Consider the following 21,927-nt stretch of genomic DNA (forward strand, 5'->3'; position numbering starts at 1 on the left):
GCTGTAATACAATATTGCTACGCTGCCCAAACCATTCGATTGCCAACGCATCCATGTCCCAGACGCCACCGCACGCCCCCGACACGCACGACCTGAGCTGGCTTGGCGGCGGCGGCGAGATGGGCGCGCTGATCCGTTCGATGGACTGGTCACGCACACCGCTGGGGCCACTCCAGGACTGGCCGCAGAGTCTGCGCACCTCCGTCAGCCTGTGCATGTCGTCGACCTTTCCGATCCTGGTGGCATGGGGGCCGCACGACATCCAGCTCTACAACGACGCCTACCGCCCGATCTGCGGCGAACTGCATCCGCGCTCGATGGGCGCGCCGTTCAAGGAAATCTGGGCCAGCGCCTTGCCGGTGGTCGGCGCCGCCTTCGACCGCGCGCATAAGGGCGAAGGCGCCTACATCCGCGACCAGCGCATGTTCCTCGACCGCCACGGCTATCTCGAGGAAGCGTTCATGACGTTCTCGTTCTCGCCCATCCGCGACGAGTCGGGCGACGTGGGCGGCATCTTTCACCCCATCACTGAAGCGACCTCGGCGGTGCTGAACGCGCGCCGCAGCCAATGCCTGCGCGACCTTACCGCCGCCATCGCCGATAGCCGCAGCATCGGCGACGTCGGCCGCGACCTCGAGGCCCACTACGCCAGCATGGCGCTCGACCTGCCCTTCGTGCTGCTCTATCAGCTCGAGCCGCACAGCGGCCATTTGCTGCTGCGCGGCGGCGCCGGCCTCGACGCGCACCCGTCGCTGGCGCCGGCGCTGACGGACCTTAACGACGCCTGCTGGCCGTTTGCCCGCGCCATGGATGCGCGCGCCGCGCGGCAGGTCGACGGCCTCGCGGCCCGCTTCGCCGCCGCGCGCTGCGGCCCGTACGACAACGCGCCCGATGCGGCCCTGGTGCTGCCGATCCTGGTGCCGGGCCTGCAGGATCTGTACGGCTTTGTGGTGGCCGGCGTGAGCGCGGCGCGCGCGCTCGACGCCGATTACCGACACTTCTACGAACTGCTGGGCGCGACGATCAATACCGCGGTCGGCAACGTGATCGCCTACGAGCAAGAACAGCGCCGCGCCGAAGAGCTGGCCCAGATCGACCGCGCCAAGACGGCCTTCTTTTCCAACGTCTCGCACGAATTTCGCACACCGCTGACGCTGATCCTCGGCCCGCTCGAGGACGCTCTGGCCGACCAGACTGAGCCGCTCGGCCCGGCCCAGCAGCGCCGCCTCGAACTGACCCGCCGCAACGCCCTGCGCCTGCTCAAGCTGGTCAATTCGCTGCTGGACTTTTCGCGCATCGAGGCTGGCCGCGTGCAGGCGACCTACGCGCCGCTCGACCTCGCGCGCCTGACCGCCGAGCTCACAGGCGTGTTCGAATCGGCAATGAAACAAGGCGGGCTCGGCTACCGGATCGCGCTGCAACAGCTCGACCGGCCCGTGTATGTCGACCGCGACATGTGGGAAAAGATCGTCTTCAATTTGCTGTCGAACGCCTTCAAGTTCACCCTGCAGGGCAGCGTGACTGTGACGCTGGCGCAGCATGGCGAGCTGGCCCGGCTGTCGGTGCAAGACACCGGCAGCGGCATCGCCGCCGACGAATTGGCCAGCGTTTTCGAGCGTTTCCACCGTATCGAGGGCACGCCGGGACGCACCTACGAAGGCACTGGCATTGGCCTGGCGCTGATCGAGGAACTGGTGCGCCTGCACGGCGGCACCATCAGCGTGCACAGCGAACTGGGAGTGGGCAGCCGCTTCGACGTCGACATCCCGTTCGGCCACGCCCACCTGCCGGCGGAACGGCTGAGCCAGCCTGACGCCGACGCCGAGCCGGCCGGCGCCGGCACCACGGGCGCCGCTTTCGTCGAGGAAGCGCTGCGCTGGCTGCCGGACGACTCCCCGGCGGCGGCGACCGGCGCCGCCAGCGCGCCGGCGCGGGCGCTGCCGCGCGTCCTGATCGCCGACGACAATCACGATATGCGCGCCTACCTGAAGGCGCTGCTCGAGCCGCACGCCGAGGTCAGCGTGTGCGCCGACGGCGAAGCCGCGTTCGCGCTGTTGCAGCGCCAGCCGGTCGATCTGCTGGTGAGCGACGTGATGATGCCGCGGCTCGACGGCTTCGGCCTGATTGCGCGCATTCGCGCCGACCCGGCGCTCGGCGCGCTGCCGGTGATGCTGCTATCGGCGCGCGCCGGCGAAGAAGCCAAGGTCGAAGGCTTGCAGGCCGGCGCCGACGACTACATGGTCAAGCCGTTTGCCGCCACCGAACTGCTGGCGCGCGTGCAGCGCCAGCTGGCGATGGGCCGCGAGCGCCGCCTGCAGCGCGAGGCGCTGGAAATGCGCGAACATTATTTCCGTTCGCTGGTCGACCTGGCGCCGGTGATGCTGTGGACCATCGACGCCGACGGCGCCTGCACCTATTTCAGCCAGCGCTGGTGGGACTACACCGGCCGCAGCGCCGCGCGGGACCTGGGGCTGCGCTGGCTGCGCAACGTGCATCCGGACGACAGCGAGCGGGTCAGTGACCTGTTCCACAACGCCCTGACAATGCACGCGCCGTTCTCGTTCGACTACCGGCTGCGCCGCCACGACGGCGCCTACCGCTGGTTCGTGGCGTCGGCCAGCCCGCGCAGCGACGACGATGGCAGGTCGGCAGGCTACGTCGGCACCAGCGTCGACATCCATGCGCGCACCATGCTCAAGCAGCGTCTCGACCACGTCACCCGTGCCGCCGACATCGGCGTGTGGTACGCCGATGCGCCGTTCCACAACTACCACCTCAACGAGCAGCTGGCCGCGCAAATGGGCCTGGGCCATCTGCGCGACGCCACGCCGGCGGCGCTGCGGGCAGCCGTCAGCGACGCCGACCGCGCCCGCTTCGGCAGCGCGCTCGCGCTCGCCCAGCACCGCGGCGCCGCGTTCGACCTGGAGTACCGCAGCGCGGCCGACCAGCGCTGGCTGCGCGCGATCGGCTGGTGCGACCTCGGCGCCGACGGCCAGCCGGTGCGCTTCGACGGCGTCAGCCTCGACATCACCAGCCACAAGATTGCCGAGCATGAACTGCGGCGCCTGGCCGACGAGCTGCGCGAAAAGAACCGCATGCAAAGCGAATTCCTGTCCACGCTGGCGCACGAACTGCGCAATCCGCTGGCGCCGATCCGCACTGGCCTAGACCTGATGCGGATGATGCCGGCGACGGCCTCCACCGGGATGGTGCAGGCGACAATGCGGCGCCAGATCGATCACATGGCCCACTTGCTCGAGGACCTGCTCGACATGGCGCGCTTGTCGGAGGGAAAAATCGTGCTGAAGCGCGAATCGGTGTCGCTCGAGCAAGTTGTCGGCGATGCCATCGAGATCAGCATGCCGCTGATCGATGCCGGCGGTCATACCCTGGAGCGGCGCCTGCCCGCCGCGCTGACGCTGCACGTCGACCGCCACCGCCTTACGCAGGTGCTCAGCAACCTGGTCAACAATGCGGCCAAATATACGCCGCCGGGCGGGCGCATCGCGCTTGAGGCGCGGGTCCGCGCAAACAGCATCGCCATCTCGGTGACCGACAACGGCATCGGCATCGATGCCGCCATGCTGCCGGCAGTCTTCGATATGTACGCCCAGGCCCATCGCAGCCACAACATGTCGCGTGGTGGCCTCGGCGTCGGCCTGAACCTGGTCCGGCGGCTGGTCGAACTGCATGGCGGCACGGTCGAGGTGGCCAGCGGCGGCGCCGGCCAAGGCAGCCGCTTCACGGTCTGCCTGCCGCTCGACGAGGTGGCGCCAGCGGTGCCGTCGCCATCGGCTCCCGCGCCGGCAGCGACTGCGGCGACCGGCGCCGGCGCCTTGCGCGTGCTGGTGGTCGACGACAACGTCGACGCCGCGCAAATGCTGGGCGCCCTGCTCGAAATGCGCGGTCACGCGGTCACCCTGGCGCACGACGGCGCCGGCGCGCTGGCGGCGGCCGCGAGCGTGCACCCACAACTGGTGTTTCTCGACATCGGTTTGCCCGACCAGAGCGGCCTCGACATCGCCCCGGCGCTGCGAACGATCGACGGCATGGCGAATGCCACGCTGGTGGCGCTGACCGGCTGGGGAACCGAGCGCGACCGCGAGCGCACGCGGGCGGCCGGCTTCGACGCCCATCTCACCAAGCCGGCCGACCTGCCCAGCGTGGAACGGCTGCTGCGCGAGGTGGCACCGCCGCCGGGCTCTACCTAGACGCGCAGGGGCAATGTTGATCAGCCGCTGGCGGCCGCCGGCGCCGCCAGGCGCACGCTCCAGCCGCGCAGCCGCCAGCCGGCCCAGGCCGACAGCAGCGCGCCGAGCAGCAGCACCAGCCGGGTGTCGACCAGGGTCAGCACCGCGCCAGCCAGCGCCATCAGGATGTTGGCCAGGCAGAAGATGGTCGACAGCAGCCCCATCACCGCGCCCTGCCCGTAGCTGCCGAAGCGCTCGGCGCACCAGCCAGGCATGATGGCGTTGTAAAACGCATTCGGGATGCCAAACAGGATGATCGCCCCCATGCCAATCCAGAAGTTGCCGGCGGCGACCAGCGCCACCGCGCCGGCCACGCCGAACGCGTACCAGGCGGCGCGCCGCAGCGGCGCCACGCTGGCCGGGCCGCCGGCGAACACGAGCGAGGTAACGGTCATCAACGCGCACAGCCCGGCCGTGGTCCAGGCAATGCCGCGCGCGTCATAGCCGGCAACCTCCACCAGCCACAAGGGATAGAACTCGTAGAACGCCGTCACGCCGCAGGTATAGGCCAGCTGCACGATGAACAGCACGCGCATCTCCGGGTAACGCAGCAGGTCGAACGAATGCTGGTTGCGGGCAACGTGCCACCACGACGTCGTCGCCGTCGACGGCGCCTCGCGCGGCAGCACCGCCGCCACCAGCAGGGCCATCAGCGACAGCATGCCCACCGCCACCCAGAACGGCACCGTGATGCCCCAGCCGACAGTGACGCCGGCCATCAGCGGTCCTGCCAGCCAGCCCATGTAGAAGGCGCCGTTCAGCCATGAAAAGGCGCGGATGCGCAGATCGCCTTCGAGCTTGTCGGCCAGCAGCGCGCGCGCCACCGAGCCGTTGCCCTGGAACAGGCCGGTGCCGAAGCGCGCCACCAGGAACAGCGGATACGACTCGGCCAGCAGCGCCAGTGCGGCGAGCGCGTGGCCGGCGGCGCCGCCGAGGGCGGTGATGAGCAGCACCGGGCGGCGGCCGTAGCGGTCCGACAAGGGACCGAGCAAGGCCGAACCGAGCATCATGCCGAGTGGATTGATCGCCAGCGCAATACCCAGCAGCAGCTTGGGCGGCAGGGCGAGAAAGTTGTTCAGGTCGGTGGCAGTGCCGGCGGCAAACAGCGGCGCCAGGATCGGATATGGCAACGAGGCGCCGATGGTCGAGAACAATGCCAGCAGGCAGGCCGCGGCAATCAGGAGAACGGAAGTCATGCGGCGAATATACGGAAGGGCGCGCGTGGCGTATACGAAAGAATCGCGCTCGCCTGCCCGGCAGAACGTTCCGGCGACGCAAATTGCCGCGCAGCGAGCTGCTGCGGGCGGTTCGATGGCAAGAAAAAACCCCGGCGGCGCAGGCGGCCTGCCGGGGTCGTATGTCTACCGCCTAATCGAGCTTCCAGGCATAGTCGACCTTGGCCCAGGTCTGCGCCGGCGAGCCGTCCTTGGTGCCCGGCTTGAACTTGCAGGCGCTGATCGATTTCATCGCCGCCTTGTCGAGGTTCTTGAAGCCGCTGGTCTTGTCCAGTTTCGACTCCGTCACCGAACCGTCCGACGCCACCAGGAACGACATCGACACGGTGCCCTGCTCCTCGTTCATCAGCGACGCTTTTGGATACTCGGCCTTGCAGGTCTTCGGATCGAAGACCGCCGACACTTCAGCGGCCACTACAGCGACGGTCATACTGGACATCAGCACGGCAGCGAGGATACTCAGATAACGCGAATTTGTAGACATACCATTTCCCCAAAAAGTTGAAACGCTAAACGATTACAGCTTCCAGACGTAGTCGACCTTGGCCCAGGTCTGCGCCGGGGCGCCGTCCTTGGTACCCGGTTTGAATTTGCAGGCGCTCAGGCCCTTGACGGCGGCCTTGTCGAGGTTCTTGTGGCCGCTGGTCCTTTCGATCTTCGAATCGACCACGGTGCCGTCGGTCGACACCAGGAACGCCACTTGCACGTTGCCTTCTTCTTCGTTCATCAACGACGCTTTTGGATACTCGGCCTTGCAGGTCTTGGAGTCGAAGGTAGCGGCGACGTCTGCCGCGAAGGCGCTGCCAGCTGCTGCCGACAACAACATTGCTGCGATGAGACTGATTGAGCACTTGTTCATGATGCGATTTCCATTTCTTGTTAATAAATTCAAAAGGTGACGGTGTGACTTAAAACTCTTCCCATTCGTCGGCCGAGGCGGCGACGGCCTTCTTCGGCTTCGGTGCCGACGGCGCCGGCGAAGGAGCCGCTGACGGCGCCGGCTTTTTCAGCGCCGGACGGGTGCTGCGCAGTTGCGCCGGCCTGGCGGCGGCGGCCCTGACGGCGCTTGGCGCGGCCACAGCGGCCGGCTGCACCGCCTGATGCGTTTCCTCGCCTTCGACCAGCTTGAAGATGCTCACCACATGGGCCAGCTCGCTGGCCTGGTCCTGCAGGCTTTGCGCGGCGGCCGCGGCCTCTTCCACCAGTGCCGCGTTCTGCTGCGTCATGCTGTCCATCTCGATGATCGACAGATTGACCTGTTCGATGCCGGCGCTTTGCTCCTGGCTGGCGTTGGCGATCTCGCTCATGATGTCGGTGACGCGCTTGACGCTGGCGACCACTTCGTCCATCGTCACACCGGCCTGGCCGACCAGCTTGCTGCCGCGCTCGACCTTCTCGACCGAGTCGCCAATCAGGGTCTTGATTTCTTTTGCCGCTGCCGCGCTGCGCTGCGCCAGGTTGCGCACTTCCGACGCCACCACGGCAAAACCGCGGCCCTGTTCACCGGCACGCGCTGCCTCGACGGCCGCGTTCAGCGCCAGGATGTTGGTCTGGAAGGCGATGCCATCGATCACGCCGATGATGTCGACAATCTTGTTGGCCGATGCATTGATCGAACCCATCGTGTCGACCACTTGCGACACCACTTCGCCGCCTTTGCGGGCGACGTCCGACGCGGTCGCGGCCAGCAGGTTCGCTTCGCGTGCGTTGTCGGCGTTCTGCTTGACGGTCGAGGTCAGTACTTCCATCGCCGAGGCGGTCTTTTCCAGCGAGCTGGCTTGCATTTCGGTACGTGACGACAGGTCGATATTACCGGCTGCAATTTCACGCGATGCCGTGCCGATCGTTTCGGTGCCGACGCGCACCTGGCCGACGATGTTGACCAGGCTGTTACGCATTTCCTTCATCTCGACCAGCAGCGAACCCTTGTCCGAATCGGCGGTGTGAATGGCGATCGACAGGTCGCCGTGGGCGATGCTGCCGGCAATCTTGGCCGTGTAGTCCGGCTCGCCGCCAAGCTGCTTGAGCAAGCCGCGGGTAATCAGCACCGCTGCCAGGACGCCCATGCCGACTGCGAGCAGGCCCATCACCAGCATGAAGTTGCGCGCATTCTTGAACGCATCTTCGGCGTCGAGCTGCGACTGGGTATTGAGCTTGTCTTCCAGCGCGGCCAGCTGTTCCAGCGCTTCCATCCATTTTTTCTGCGCCGGACGGATTTCCTTGATCATCACGCGGGTCGCTTCTTCGGCCTTGCTGGCCAGCCACAGCTCGGACGCCTTGGCAATTGCCGGCATCGCTACCGCTTCGTGTTCCTTGACCTGGACCAGCAGCGCCTTTTCCTGCGGCGACGATTCAGCCGCGAACTTGTCGGTGAGCTTCTTTTCGATTTCGTCGTACTTGGCCGTCTGCGCCTTGATGCGGTTCATGTCCGTTTCCATCTCGTCCGGGCTCGACATCATGGTCAGGATGCGCAGCGAGTTGATGCGGTCGCTGACGTTGCCGCGCATGTCGATGACGAGGCGCGTGACGACGTTGTTGACGCCCACGACGTGGTCAAGACGGTCCTGGATCTGCGCCATGCGCACGATACCGATGACGGTGACGGCAACAAGGAAGAACAGGACCAGAGCGAATCCGAGGCCCAGGCGCGTTCCCACTTTCATGTTCGATAAATTCATTGCGTGGTCTTTTTATTAATAAAAACGATTAGTCGATTCGCCTGTGCCACCGGCATCCGTCATCCCATTGCCTTCGCGCCGATTGAACGCGGAGGGCAAGTATTGCTGTCAGGATAGAACAAAAATGACTGCGGATGCAAAATTATGAAGCCCAGAAGCAATTGTTTCGCTGGAACAACAGTTTAGGGATGAAAACTGCCGAAAATCGATGCCGAGCAGCAATTATAGAGCGTATATTTGCCTTGCAGCAAGAAAATTGCGGACTGTCTAGGAGTGTGTTGTTTCTATGCGGCAATTTAACGCGCAAATGTGGCGGGCTTGTCTATACCGCCTGCGAGAGACCAGCAGGGGTTTGACCCGCTTCCTTTGGATCAGACCCTGGATTTTCGGGCGTTAACTGATCCGGGGTCTGACCCCAGAAGAAAAATCGGGTCAGACCCCTGCTGCGGCGGCCCGCTGCTGGGACACCGCATGGTGCACGGCAACAACCAGCTAGGCCGCTTGTTGCATGCGCGCAGCCGCTTCCAACAGCAGGTGCGGGTCGGCGCTGGCCAGCTTCTTCGGATCCGACATCACCTGCCGGAAGCTGCGCGCCCCGGGCAAGCCGGCCATCAGCCCGAGCATGTGGCGGGTGATGCTGTTGAGCTTGAGCCCGCGCGCGGCGTGCGCATCGAGCTGCGCTTGTATATATGGAATCATCGCGGCCAGCACTTCCAGGCGCGTCTTCACTGCCGTATCGTCGCCGTAGAACCTGGCGTCATAGTCGGCCATCGCGTACGGGTTGTGATACGCCTCGCGCCCCAGCATCACGCCATCGACGTGCTCAAGGTGCAGCGCGACCTCGTCGCTGGTCTTGATGCCGCCGTTGATGATGATCTCCAAGTCGGGAAACTCGCGCTTGAGCGCGTACGCCACCTCGTACTTGAGCGGCGGGATCTCGCGGTTTTCCTTCGGCGACAAGCCTTTCAGGATGGCGTTGCGCGCGTGGACGATGAACGTGTTGCAGCCGGCATCGGCAATGGTGCCGACAAAGTCGCGCACAAAGCTGTAGTCATCGACCTTGTCGATGCCGATGCGGTGCTTGACCGTCACGTCGATCGACACAGCGTCGCGCATTGCCTTGACGCAGTCGGCCACCAGTTGCGGTTCTGCCATCAGGCAGGCGCCGAACGCGCCCTTCTGCACCCGCTCGGACGGGCAGCCGCAGTTCAGGTTGATCTCGTCGTAACCGTACTGCTCGCCCAGTTTCGCCGCAGTGGCGAGGTCGGTCGGGTCGCTGCCGCCCAGTTGCAGCGCAACCGGATGCTCTTCGTCATTGAAGCGCAGATGGCGCTCGACGTCGCCATACACCAGCGCCCCGGTCGTCACCATCTCGGTGTACAGCCAGGCGTGGCGGGTGATCTGGCGGTGGAACACGCGGCAGTGGCGGTCGGTCCAGTCCATCATCGGAGCGACCGAAATCCTTCGTCCTTTGCGAGCGCCCTGAATTTTCATGCTTTCCGGGACGGAAGCGGCGGTATTACTCATACTTAACTTTCATTTTATTCACGATTGCCAATATGTATGCAGAGCAATCATCCAACACGTGGCACATTTTACCGTTGATCGAATCGGGGCGTATAGGATGGCTCGACAAGCAACTCGTTTGCCGAGGTCGAGGTGCAACTGCTCGCAGATTCAGTGCGCGATTAAGCATCCTGAGAACAAAATACATTCTTTAAATGGGAAATAAAGCGGTCATAAATAGTTCCTATACTCCGGCGTGGACAACGGTCCTCTTTCCATCAGGAGTAATACATGAGCAAGAAAAGAACGACACTCGGCATGGGTTGCGCGATCGGCGCACTGTGCGCGCTGACAGCGCCCACGTTCGCCCAGGTAACATCGCAAGAGACGCCCCTTGCAGGCCAACCTGCCGACGCAGCCGATTCCCAGGTCGTGGTGGTCACCGGCTCGGCTCGTCCGCAACGGCGCTTCGACGTTTCCTATGCGGTGAACGCGCTGTCGCAAACGGACGTGCAAAAGCTTGCCCCCCAAAACATGGCGGACCTGCTGGGCAAATTGCCGGGTATCCAGGTCGAAGCGACCGGCGGCGAAGTGCAGAACGTGACGCGAGTGCGCGGCATTCCCACCGACGACGGCTACGCCTTGTTCCAGCAAGATGGCCTGCCACTGATGACGGAGATCAACGGCTATTTCTTCCGGGGCGACAGCATGAACCGCTACGACCTGATGACGAAGACGCTTGAAGTGGTGCGCGGCGGTCCCGCCCCGATCTACGCAAGCCAGGCCGCCGCCATCGTCAACAGCACGACGGTCGCTGGTACAAACAAAACCCGTGGCAAGGCCCAGGTGAGCATCGGCACCACGGGGCTCAAGCGCCTCGATGCCTACCAGGCCGGCCCGATCGACGATCGCACCTTTTATGCCATTGGCGGCTTCATTCGCCAGGATGACGGCCATCGCGACAACGGCTTTCCCAACGATCGCGGCGGGCAGATCCGGGCGAACATCAAGCACGTCACTGACGCGGGCACATGGAAGCTGAGCGCCAATCTCCTCAACGACCATAACGTCTTCTATCTGCCGATCCCTGTGGCCGATCCACGCAATCCCGCCGTTTCCCTCGATCCGTACATCGATTATTTCAAGGGTACGATGAACTCGCCATCGCTGCGCAACGTCCGCCAGAAAAGCCTCGATGGCGCCGGCGTGCTGCAGACCGACCAGCGCGACCTGGCCAATGGCCGCCATCTCAAGTTCGGCAATATCGGCCTGCAATACGAGGGCAATATGGGCGAGTGGCAGGTATCTGCCAAGGCCGGTCTCACCAAGGGCAAGCTCGACTTCGACGCCTTCTATTCGACGTCGAACCCGGCCGACCCGACGACCTTCGCAAACGGCTTCCTTGCCGCCTCCAGAGCCGCATTCGGCCCGGTCGAGCGCCTCGGCTATGCACTGTCGGGCACCAATGGCGCCCAGGCCTACAATCCCGCGTCCGCCTCCGGCCTCATCATGCAGGGACAGTTCCGGACCCTCACGTCGAAATTCTATTCGAACCAGGCGGACGTCAACTTCACGCGCAACTTCCAGACTGGCTTTGGCAACCACGACGTGAAAGCAGGCTTTTACGCCAGCACGTATGGCGCCACGAGCAGGTCGTTGTATAACGACATGCTGATCGAGGTTAACGGCCAGCCGCGCACGCTCGACCTCATCGCCTATTCGGCAACTGGCGCCGTGCTCGGTTCCGTCACCGACAAAGGCGTGCTGCGCTACACGACGACGCTCAATGAAGGCGACGTCGACGCCAGGATGGGCGCGCTGTACCTGAACGACACCTGGGAAGTCTCCGACCGCCTGCGCGTCGATGCGGGCCTGCGCACCGAGCGATATCATTACGACGGCTACGCCTTGCTGACGAACCAGGTGAACCTGGGCGACCCGGCGACGTTGGCCGATAATACGACGCGTGCCTTCACTGGCGAGCGCCAGGCGCACGTCATCAAGCCGAAAACCACCAACTGGACGGTGGGCGCGAACTACGATTTTTCCACCACGATCGGCGGCTACGTCCGCGTCTCCCACCTCGAAGTGCCGCCGACGATGCAGGTGGCGTCGTCGGTCTCGCCGCTCGTGCTGACGACGAAGGCCGACCAGTACGAAGTTGGCTTGAAGACGACGTTCGGCCGCTCCTACCTGTACATCACCGGCTTCTATGCGCAGTTCGATCCGTTGAACACTTCCTTCGTTGCGTTCAACCCGATTACCGGTCGCAATGACCAGACCGTGCCGTTCTTCGGCAAGGCCGTTATTCGCGGCGCCGAGATCGATGGCGCCTGGCACCTGACGAAACGCTTCGTCGTCAGCGCATCGCTGACGCTACAAGATCCCCAGTACCGGAACTTCGTGAGCGCGACGGGCGCCGATCCGTCGAAAGTGGTTGGCAACCAGATCGTGCGCGAACCGAAAGTGTTCGGCAATGTCCGTCCGAGCTACAGCTTTAACGTGGGCGACGACCTGGTCGACGTGTTCGGCAGCTATTCCCACACCGGCAAGCGCTACGTCGATTTGTTCAATACTACCGCCCTGCCTTCGTATCACTCCATCGGCGCAGGCGTCACGGTGACCCGTGGCGACTGGCAGCTTCAGCTCACGGGCGACAACCTGACGAACGCGAAAGGCCTCACCGAGGGCAACCCACGTACCGACACGCTATCGGGCCAGGGCAACAACGCGGCAATCTATGGCCGTCCAGTATTCGGGCGCAGCGCACGCCTGGTCGTGAGCAGGGCATGGTAACGAATCTTAAAACCCACACTTCAACCATGAGAAAACATTTCATACTCGCCGTGGCGCTGGCCATCGCACTTCCTTCCCATGCTGCCCCGGTTCAGGACCAGCATTGGGCGTTGATGGCGGCGCGCATGTTCCCGGCGGTGGCCAGCCTACAAGCCGGCCGCCAGCCGGAGCGCCTCGCCGCTGTGCTCGATAGCAGGAAAAAGCGTATCGATGCATGCCAGCAGGCGTCCAAATGCCTGTTCTTGGCTGCCACCTGGACCGATGAAGAAATGGATGCGGTGGCGAACGCCGTGGCCGCCGTCCCGGCATCGCCCGGGAAGCGCTCGCCAATCGCCGATGACGGGGTCAAGGCCCAGGTCGCGCGCGAACTGCGGGGCCTGAACGCCGTCCTGCAAATCTATGGTTTCGGTAACGAAGCGCGTTACCCGATGATTGACGGCCCGTTCGAAAAGCCCGGCAGCGAGGCTTTCAAAGCGTTGGTGGCGGACGCCATCTGGCTGGCCGATGCCGGAAAAAACGATCCGGGAATAAGCCTCGATCCCAGCATTTCGCTGGCAATCGCGCTCATCGACGCCAACGAACGGCCTGACGCAGTGCTGTTCGAGCCGCTCGACAAGGGTCTTAACGCGGCGCCGTATGCGCGGGCGCGCAGCATCGACTGGAAGCGCTACCGCTACACGGCAATCATCGTTCCAGGCGTCGGACCGGAGAATCCGGCGATTGCGATGAGTGCACGAGGCAAGCTGCACCTGAAGCTGGCGGCAAGCCGCTTCGCCGACGGCACCGCGGCGTTCATCATCGTCAGCGGCGCCGCTGTGCATCCGAAAGAATCGCGTTTCGTCGAGGCCGTCGAAATGCGCAAGGTGCTCATCGAGCGCTTCCACGTTCCGGCGGACCGCATCGTCATCGAGCCGTACGCCCGCCATACGACGACGAACCTGCGCAACGTGACGCGCCAGCTCGTTGCCATGGGAGCGCCGATCGAGCAGCCGACGCTGATCGTTGCCAACGTCAGCCAGAGCCGTTACATCGAAAGCCCGGAGTTCGCCGCCCGCAACCCGGCCGAGCTCGGTTACCAGCCCGGTACCGTCGGTCCCCGCATATCGCCTTACGAGTTGGAGTTCCGGCCGTCGCTGCGTTCGCTGCGCGTCGACCCATGGGATCCGCTCGATCCCTAGTCCGCTATCACCGGCCGGTTGCATCGCTTCCGGCCGAATCGGCATAGGGGAACGGCCCAGATGGGCCGAAGCGGGGCGTCCCCAGGTAAGGGCCGCACTCCTTCATCACACAACCGCTGCATCTACGCCATCTCTCCTTGACCACAAGAGCTTCGCGGATATCTGCCCGCTCACCCTGATCGACAGCGCCTTCTATGCAGTTCTTGTCCATCGGCTCATGATTTATGCTCCACGCTTCCTTCCCACGGTCGGTTACCCTTCCGCAGTTGCGCTTCACTTCGCTCACTGTGGTCAGCTCGCGGCGGGACTTGCACCCACAGGAGTGCGCCCATGCTGGGCGCACAGATAAAAAAATAGCCCACTTTGCGTGGGCTATTTTTATGTGCACCCAGCATCGACACACTCCCGTGCGGCAAAGCTGGGCACATGAAAAAGGGCGCCGAAGCGCCCTTGTTAATTACGCGTCGCGACCGGCGCGTTTGCGCTCGTTCTCTTTCAAGTAACGCTTGCGCAGGCGGATCGACTTCGGCGTGATTTCGACCAGCTCGTCGTCGGCGATGAATTCGACCGCGTACTCGAGCGACATCTGCACTGGCGGCACCAGGCGCACCGCTTCGTCGGTACCGGACGAACGCACGTTGGTCAGCTGCTTGCCCTTGATCGGGTTGACGACCAGGTCATTGTCGCGCGAGTGGATGCCGATGATCATGCCTTCGTAGACCGGATCGTTGTGGACCACGAACATGCGGCCGCGCTCCTGCAGTTTCCAGATCGCGTAGGCAACGGCGGCGCCGTCGTCTTGCGAAATCAGCACGCCGTTACGGCGGCCGGCCATTTCACCGCGGGTGTTGTCGACCGGTGCGTACTCGTCGAACACGTGGCTCATCAAGCCGGTACCGCGCGTCAGGGTCATGAATTCGCCCTGGAAGCCGATCAGGCCGCGCGCAGGAATCTTGTACTCGAGGCGAACGCGGCCCTTGCTGTCCGATTCCATGTTCTGCAGGTCGCCGCGGCGACGGCCCAGTTCTTCCATCACGCCGCCCTGGTTGGCTTCTTCGACGTCCACCGACAGTTGCTCGAACGGCTCGTGGCGCACGCCATCGACCATCTTGAAGACCACGCGCGGACGCGATACGGCCAGCTCGAAGCCTTCGCGGCGCATCGTTTCGATCAGGATCGTCAGGTGCAGCTCGCCGCGGCCGGACACTTCGAAAATGGTGTCGTCGTCGGTCGGCGCAACGCGCAGAGCAACGTTGGCTTTCAGTTCGCGGTCGAGGCGGTCGCGCAGCTGGCGGCTGGTGACGAACTTGCCTTCGCGGCCGGCCAGTGGCGAGTTGTTGACCATGAAGTTCATCGTCAGGGTTGGCTCGTCGACGGTCAGCATCGGCAGCGCTTCCGGGGTGTCCGGCTGGCAGATGGTCGAACCGATGCCGATTTCGTCGATACCGTTGATCAGCACGATGTCGCCGGCGACAGCTTCGTCGACCAGCACGCGCTCGAGGCCCTTGAAGTTCAGCACCTGGTTGATGCGGCCCTTGAACGGGGTCGAATCAGGACCGTTCATGACGATGACGTCCTGGCCGGACTTGATGCGACCGCGCGAGATGCGGCCAATGCCGATCTTGCCGACGTACGACGAGTAGTCGAGCGACGTGATTTGCATCTGCAGCGGACCGTCCGGATTGTCGTCGCGCACTGGCACGTGCTTGAGGATCGCTTCGAACAGCGGCGTCATGTCGCCTTCGCGCACTTCCGAGTCGAGGCTGGCATAGCCGTTCAGTGCCGAGGCGAACACGACCGGGAAGTCGAGCTGCTCGTCGGTGGCGCCGAGCTTGTCGAACAGTTCGAACGTGGCGTTGATCGCCCAGTCAGGACGGGCGCCCGGACGGTCGATCTTGTTGATGACGACGATCGGCTTCAGGCCCAGCGCCAGCGCCTTGCGCGTGACGAAACGGGTCTGTGGCATCGGGCCTTCCTGGGCATCGACCAGCAGCAGCACCGAGTCAACCATCGACAGCACGCGCTCGACTTCGCCGCCGAAGTCGGCGTGGCCTGGGGTGTCGACGATATTGATGTGGGTACCTTCGTACTCAACAGCGCAGTTCTTCGACAGAATGGTGATGCCGCGTTCTTTTTCGAGGTCGTTCGAGTCCATCACGCGGGTCTCGACCTGCTGGTTGTCACGGAAAGTACCGGATTGGCGCAGCAGCTTGTCCACCAGCGTGGTTTTGCCGTGGTCAACGTGGGCGATAATGGCGATGTTACGAATTGCGCGTTTTTGAGTAGACATGGTCGTAATGAACTGAGAAGGTACGTACTGAGGTACGAGGTGTACGAAGGTGTACGGTGTTTCTGATTTCTGGAACCGACTAGTATAGCACGCTTATGCGCGCTATCAGAGGCTGAGGCGGGAAATTGCGAGGGTTTTCAAGAACTTGCTGAACTATTAGCCGCGCGGCGTGGAGCGCGACACGGCGTGAAGCGCACTGCGCTTGCGCGCGCGCCGGCGTGCCTTAGCGTGGGTCGGTCTTGTATTTTTTCGCGAGATGGCGCATCGCGTCCGTAAAACTGGCGCGCGCGCGTGTCAGTTCTTCGCTGGATGACACGCGATTGTTAATCGCGTTCGCCTCGGCCAGGTGATTCTTGGCGGCCAGCGCCATTTCACGGGCGGCGGGGGAGGAATAAAACGCCACCGCCGCGCGCAGATCGGCCAACGACATGGTCGCGTAAGCTTTTGCGTGCAGCCCTTCGAGGTTGCTGAACAAGCTCGATGTGCACACGACTGAATAGAAATCGCGGTAAATCGCTTCCACTTCTGGCCAATACGCTGACTGGGGCGAGATGCCGTTGAAATTGGCGGGATTACGCACGTACAAGGCAACGATTGCTTTGGAGGAATCGGCGGAAACTTTGGTGCACTGGTTCTCCTCCAGATTGCGTTCTTTCACCTCCGTCAGCTCCACGAGACGGCGCGCCAGCGCGCCGCGTTCATCCGTATCGTCGGCGGACACGGCGGTGCAGTACATGATCAGCAGCAGGACGACAAGATGGCGCATTCGAACTCCAGGAAGTGGTTGCAAAATCAACAATTCAGCGATCGTACACACGAACCGCTGCGCGTTCAAGCGGCCCGCATGCGTTTCATGAGCATCGTCCTGCCGAATCGATCAAAGCAGGAGAACGGCGCTGGCACGCCGGGAGGACGTCGACGTTGCAGACGGCGGCACGGCCGTCGGGAATTCGGCGACCGTGCCAAGGCACCCTACTTCGGATCGTCTTCGTATTGGGTCTTGAGCCTCAGCATCTCCTGTTGGAAGACATCGAGCGCGTCGTCGCCATCATCGCTGCTCCGCTTTGCCAGCGCGTTTTCAAGCCCGGCGCGGGCGCGCTGGGTGGCGGCGATGAACGCGCGTCCGCTGGGCGTAGCCTGGAACGCGATCACGTCGCGCAGCTCGGCGGTCGACATTGCTTCGGCGTAGCTGCGGGCGAGAATCGCGGCCGGCGAATCGCCACCGCAGCGGTCGCCGCGATAGGCATGCCAGGCACGCACCACTTCGGGCCAATAAGCCGATTGCGGCGAAATGCCGTGGAAGTCGCCCGGCCGCGTACGGTAGGCTGCCGCCAAGTCGGCACGGATGGTCTCGGACGCGGCTGCGCATGATGCGTCCGGCTGCGCCTCGCCGGCGTTCTTCTGTCCCAGCGCCGCCAGTTGCCTGGCCAGCACCATGCGTTCGTCGGGATGTTCTGGCGGATCCGTGCGCTCCTCGGACAATTCCGTCTGCTCGGGGACTTGCTTGACCTGCGCCGCAACGTAGGGGCTCTGATCGGGCACTTCATCGGTTTGGACCGTGCGCACGCGGCGCTCGTCAGTCTGCGCGGCGGCGGCACAGGAAAAAAGGAAAAGGACAACGGCAAGCGAGCGACGCATACGACCTCCGATCCAGGATTGCACGACAGTGAAGTCAAATCGTACAATCCGGTCGGCCGCCACGATTGATCTAATCAGGCTTGAACGCTATTAGTCGTTCCGGTGCGAGGATGGAGAACTCCTGCAGGTTGGCGGTGCCGAGCAGCGCGTCGCCGTGATACACGCGCACCCTGCCCTGCTGCTGCGGCACGGCGATGTCTTCCTTGCCGAGCGCGAGACGCTGGCCGTTGAGGAAGCGCTTGGCCAGCTCGTCGGTGAGCTGAACCGCCGGAAATGACGACAGCAGCGCGTCGACCGGTGCCAGCATCGACAGCGGCGCCGCATTGGCCTGCAGCGTTTCGAGCGTGACCATGCCCTCGACCGTCAGCGCGCCGACCTGGATGCGGCGCAGCGCGTTGAGGTGGGCGCCGCATCCGAGCGCGTTGCCGATGTCTTCGCCGAGCACGCGGATGTAGGTGCCCTTGCTGCAGGTAACCAGCAGCTTCAGGAACGGCGCCTCGTAGGCGACGAACTCGAGTGTGTGAATGGTGACCGGGCGCGCCTCGCGCTCGAGCGTGATGCCTTCGCGCGCATATTCGTAATACGCCTTGCCGTCGCGCTTGAGCGCCGAATACATCGGCGGCACCTGCATGATCGGCCCACGAAACTGCGCCAGCACGGCCTCGATATCTTCGCGCGTCACGTTCACGTCGCGCGTGGCGATCGCTTCGCCCTCGGTGTCGCCGGTATTCGTGCTGATGCCAAGGTGAACGGTGGTCTCGTAGGTCTTGTCCGCTTCCAGCAAGTCTTGCGAGAACTTGGTCGCCTCGCCGAAGCACAGCGGCAGCAGGCCGGTGGCGAACGGGTCGAGCGTGCCGGTGTGGCCGGCCTTCTTGGCGTTGAGCACGCGCTTGGCCTTGATCAGCGCGTCGTTCGACGACAGGCCGACCGGCTTGTCGAGCAGCAGCACGCCGTCGACCAGGTCGCGCACGCGCTTAACATGAGGCTGCTTCATCAACGTTCTTGCGGCGCGTCCGGATCGGCCGGCACGGGATCGGGCTCGGCATCGGCGGCGCGGGTGGCGTTGGCCTGGTCGATCAAGAGCGACATTTCCATGCCGCGCGAGGTCGACGTGTCGTGCACGAAATGCAGCGCCGGCAAAGTGTGGATGTGCAGCAGCTTGCCCAGCTGGTTGCGGATGAAACCGGACGCGGCCTGCAAGCCGTCGTTGGTGTTCTTGATCGCTTCCTTCTTGTCGTTGAGCATGGTGTAGAACACCTTGGCATGCGCGTAGTCGGGCGTGATCTGCACTTCGGTGATGGTGACCATGCCGATGCGCGGATCTTTCAAGCCGGAGGCAAGGATTTCGGCCAGGTCGCGCTGGATCTGGTCGGCCACGCGCAAGCCGCGGGCGGGGATGTTTTTGCTGTGTTTAGCCATGATGAATAGTACTTCTTATAAAAAACGCAGGGCGCCAATCAGCGTGTGCCGATTGACGCCCTGCGGTGCTGCGTAACAGCTGAATTACAGCGTCCGGGCGATTTCCTGAACTTCGAACACTTCCAGGGTGTCGCCAACCTGGATGTCGTTGTAGTTCTTCAGCGACAGGCCGCACTCGAGGCCGGCGCGTACATCCTTGGCATCGTCCTTGAAGCGCTTGAGCGAATCGATCTCGCCGGTCCACAGCACGATGTTGTTGCGCAGCAGGCGTACCGACGAGGTCCGCTTGACCACGCCATCGGTGACCAGGCAACCGGCAACGGCGCCGACCTTCGATACCAGGATGACCTGGCGAATCTCGACCTGGCCGATGATGGTCTCGCGCTTTTCAGGAGCGAGCATGCCTGACAGAGCGGCACGGACTTCATCGATCGCATCGTAGATGATGTTGTAGTAGCGAATGTCCACGCCGTTCGACTCGGCCAGCTTGCGCGCCTGGGCATCGGCCCGGGTGTTAAAGCCGATGATGACCGCTTTCGAGGCCACTGCCAGGTTGACGTCCGACTCGGTGATGCCACCGACCGCGGCGTGCACGACTTGAACGCGCACTTCGTTGGTCGACAGCTTCTGCAGCGAGCTGACGAGCGCTTCCTGCGAACCTTGCACGTCGGTCTTGATGATGACCGGCAGGTTCTTGACCTCGCCTTCGCCCATGTTGTCGAACATGTTCTCCAGCTTGGCCGCCTGCTGCTTGGCCAGCTTGACGTCGCGGAACTTACCTTGACGGAACAGACCAATTTCACGCGCCTTGCGCTCGTCGGCCATGACCATGACTTCTTCGCCGGCAACCGGCACTTCGGTCAGGCCCTGGATCTCGACCGGAATCGATGGACCGGCTTCGGTGATCGGCTTGCCGTTTTCGTCGAGCATCGCGCGAACGCGTCCGAACGACGAGCCAGCCAGAATCACGTCGCCGCGGCGCAGCGTACCGGACTGGACGAGGATGGTCGCAACCGGGCCCTTGCCCTTGTCGAGACGACCTTCGACCACCAGGCCGCGCGCCGGCGCATCGACCGGCGCCTTCAGTTCCAGGATCTCGGCTTGCAGCAGCACTTGCTCGAGCAGGTCGTCGATACCCTGGCCGGTCTTGGCCGACACTGGCACGAATGGCGACTCGCCACCGTATTCTTCCGGCAGCACTTGCTCGGCGACCAGTTCCTGCGTCACGCGGTCAAGGTTGCCACCCGGCTTGTCGATCTTGTTGATCGCCACCACCAGCGGCACGCCGGCAGCTTTCGCGTGGGCGATCGCTTCCTTCGTCTGCGGCATCACGCCGTCGTCCGCCGCCACCACCAGGATGACGATGTCGGTCGCTTTCGCGCCGCGGGCACGCATGGCCGTAAATGCTTCGTGGCCTGGCGTGTCGAGGAAGGTGATCATGCCGCGCGGCGTTTCGACGTGGTAAGCGCCGATGTGCTGCGTAATGCCGCCCGCTTCGCCCGATGCAACCTTGGCGCGGCGGATGTAGTCGAGCAGCGACGTCTTGCCGTGGTCGACGTGACCCATGACGGTCACGACCGGTGCGCGCGGCATCGACTCGAAGTGGGTGTGTTCACCCTGGTCGGCCAGCAGCGCTTCCGGATCGTCCTCGGCGGCGGCAAATGCCTTGTGGCCCATTTCCTCGACGAGAATCATCGCCGTTTCCTGGTCCAGCACCTGGTTGATGGTGCACATCTGGCCCAGCTTCATCAACTGCTTGATCACTTCGGATGCCTTGACGGACATCTTGTGCGCCAGTTCGGCGACCGTGATCGTCTCAGGAACGTGAACGTCCTTGATGACCGCTTCGGTCGGCGCCTGGAAATTGGTTTCGCGGTCTTCGTTGTGCGAAGGACGGCGGCCCTTGGCGCCACCGCGCCAGCCATCGCGTCCGCCGCTACCGACGTTGCCGCGTGGCTTGATCGAACCTGGTGCGCCGCGTTTCTTGGCGTCGTCCGACCAGGTCGACGACACATTGGCCGACTTGATCGACTTCTTGTCGGCGGTAACCGGCTTCTTGTCGGCAGCTTTCTCGCCTGGCTTCTTGTCGGCCGGCTTGTGCAGCGTGCCTTCAGGAACCTTCGGCTTCAGCGCGGCGACCGGCGGCGCGACCGGCTCGGGAGCCTTGATCGCGCGGCGCGGCGCATTCATCATCGCCTTGATCTGGGCCACTTCGTCGGCGACGGCCTTGCGGGCCTTGTCGTTCGCTTCGGCGCGGTCAGCAACTTCCTTGGCGGCAGCGGCAGCCTTGGTCTTCGCTTCGGCGGCGGCAGCCTTCTTCGCTTCGTCGTCGGCGGCGGCAACGCCGGCGCTCGCAGCTTGCGCCGCGCTGCGCTTGGCTTCCTCGGCCGCTTCCTTCTTGGCGTCGGTCTCGGCCTGCTTGGCCTGGGCTTCTTTTTCAGCGTCGAGCTTGGCGAGGCGATCCTGCTTTTCGCGCAGGTCCGCTTCCTGGCGTGCGATCAGCTCAGCCTGGCGGCGGGCGTCGTCTTCACGGCGCGCCACTTCGGCGGCATCGATCACCGGCGCTACTGGAGCGGCCTCGACTACTGGCGGCGCGACCGGTTCGTCGCGCTGCACGAAGGTGCGCACTTTCTTGACAGCTACCTGGATCGTGCGTGACTTGCCCGAAGCGTCCGCCTGTTTGATCTCGGTGGTTTCTTTGCGCGTCAGCGTGATCTTCTTCTTTTCGGTGTCGCCCGCCGCGCCGTGGGTACGGCGCAGGTGGGACAACAACTTATCCTTATCATCTTTCGACAATGGATCTGACGTCGAACTTTTTTCGACGCCGGCAGAACGCAGCTGCGTCAGCAGCAAATCTGCAGGCATCTTCAGTTCGGTGGCAAATTGGGCTACGTTGTTACTCGCCATTCAGTCCTCTTTTCTATGTGTCGCGGAGAT

Annotated in this window: 14 protein-coding genes; 3 read left to right on the forward strand and 11 right to left on the reverse strand. The window is 63.7% G+C overall.

What is annotated here, in order from left to right; translation table 11 throughout:
• Window positions 1-53 precede the first annotated feature (53 nt).
• Window positions 54-4,211 (forward strand): ATP-binding protein, encoded by a 4,158-nt coding sequence (locus CR105_RS08190; RefSeq protein WP_099787963.1) that lies wholly within the window; start codon window positions 54-56, stop codon window positions 4,209-4,211.
• Window positions 4,212-4,231: 20 nt separating this feature from the next.
• On the opposite strand, the gene CR105_RS08195 is transcribed toward CR105_RS08190, so the two are convergent.
• The 5 genes from CR105_RS08195 to dusA form a co-directional block, all read right to left on the reverse strand.
• Complete coding sequence (locus CR105_RS08195) at window positions 4,232-5,446, reverse strand: MFS transporter (protein WP_099787964.1); 1,215 nt, start codon at window positions 5,444-5,446, stop codon at window positions 4,232-4,234.
• 172 nt (window positions 5,447-5,618) lie between these two features.
• Window positions 5,619-5,969: an energy transducer TonB gene (locus CR105_RS08200; protein WP_099787965.1), complete on the reverse strand. Its 351-nt coding sequence runs from the start codon at window positions 5,967-5,969 to the stop codon at window positions 5,619-5,621.
• A 33-nt stretch (window positions 5,970-6,002) separates the two neighbouring features.
• Window positions 6,003-6,344 (reverse strand): energy transducer TonB, encoded by a 342-nt coding sequence (locus CR105_RS08205; protein WP_099787966.1) that lies wholly within the window; start codon window positions 6,342-6,344, stop codon window positions 6,003-6,005.
• A 49-nt stretch (window positions 6,345-6,393) separates the two neighbouring features.
• Window positions 6,394-8,163 (reverse strand): methyl-accepting chemotaxis protein, encoded by a 1,770-nt coding sequence (locus CR105_RS08210; RefSeq protein WP_229413752.1) that lies wholly within the window; start codon window positions 8,161-8,163, stop codon window positions 6,394-6,396.
• 492 nt (window positions 8,164-8,655) lie between these two features.
• A complete protein-coding gene (dusA, locus tag CR105_RS08215) occupies window positions 8,656-9,657 on the reverse strand; it encodes a tRNA dihydrouridine(20/20a) synthase DusA (RefSeq protein WP_099787968.1) in 1,002 nt (333 codons plus the stop codon).
• A 303-nt stretch (window positions 9,658-9,960) separates the two neighbouring features.
• Here dusA and CR105_RS08220 point away from each other — a divergent pair, with 303 nt between their 5' ends.
• Window positions 9,961-12,465 (forward strand): TonB-dependent receptor, encoded by a 2,505-nt coding sequence (locus tag CR105_RS08220; protein ID WP_099787969.1) that lies wholly within the window; start codon window positions 9,961-9,963, stop codon window positions 12,463-12,465.
• A 50-nt stretch (window positions 12,466-12,515) separates the two neighbouring features.
• Window positions 12,516-13,643 (forward strand): ElyC/SanA/YdcF family protein, encoded by a 1,128-nt coding sequence (locus tag CR105_RS08225; protein WP_218968676.1) that lies wholly within the window; start codon window positions 12,516-12,518, stop codon window positions 13,641-13,643.
• 457 nt (window positions 13,644-14,100) lie between these two features.
• On the opposite strand, the gene typA is transcribed toward CR105_RS08225, so the two are convergent.
• From typA to infB, 6 genes are all read right to left on the reverse strand, one after another.
• Entirely contained in the window at window positions 14,101-15,933 is a 1,833-nt protein-coding gene (typA, locus tag CR105_RS08235; protein ID WP_099787970.1) for a translational GTPase TypA, read from the reverse strand.
• Window positions 15,934-16,156: 223 nt separating this feature from the next.
• Window positions 16,157-16,699: a DUF2059 domain-containing protein gene (locus CR105_RS08240; protein WP_099787971.1), complete on the reverse strand. Its 543-nt coding sequence runs from the start codon at window positions 16,697-16,699 to the stop codon at window positions 16,157-16,159.
• Window positions 16,700-16,905: 206 nt separating this feature from the next.
• The gene (locus CR105_RS08245; protein WP_099787972.1) at window positions 16,906-17,571 is read right to left on the reverse strand and encodes a DUF2059 domain-containing protein; all 666 of its coding nucleotides are present in this window, start codon (window positions 17,569-17,571) and stop codon (window positions 16,906-16,908) included.
• A gap of 70 nt (window positions 17,572-17,641) precedes the next feature.
• Window positions 17,642-18,565: a tRNA pseudouridine(55) synthase TruB gene (gene truB / locus CR105_RS08250; protein WP_099787973.1), complete on the reverse strand. Its 924-nt coding sequence runs from the start codon at window positions 18,563-18,565 to the stop codon at window positions 17,642-17,644.
• A complete protein-coding gene (gene rbfA, locus CR105_RS08255; RefSeq protein WP_099787974.1) occupies window positions 18,565-18,990 on the reverse strand; it encodes a 30S ribosome-binding factor RbfA in 426 nt (141 codons plus the stop codon). Before rbfA ends, truB begins: the two co-directional genes overlap by 1 nt.
• A gap of 84 nt (window positions 18,991-19,074) precedes the next feature.
• Complete coding sequence (infB, locus tag CR105_RS08260) at window positions 19,075-21,897, reverse strand: translation initiation factor IF-2 (RefSeq protein WP_099787975.1); 2,823 nt, start codon at window positions 21,895-21,897, stop codon at window positions 19,075-19,077.
• Window positions 21,898-21,927 lie beyond the last annotated feature (30 nt).

This window comes from Massilia eurypsychrophila (assembly GCF_002760655.1).
In the GTDB taxonomy this organism is placed as follows: domain Bacteria; phylum Pseudomonadota; class Gammaproteobacteria; order Burkholderiales; family Burkholderiaceae_D; genus JAFCUW01.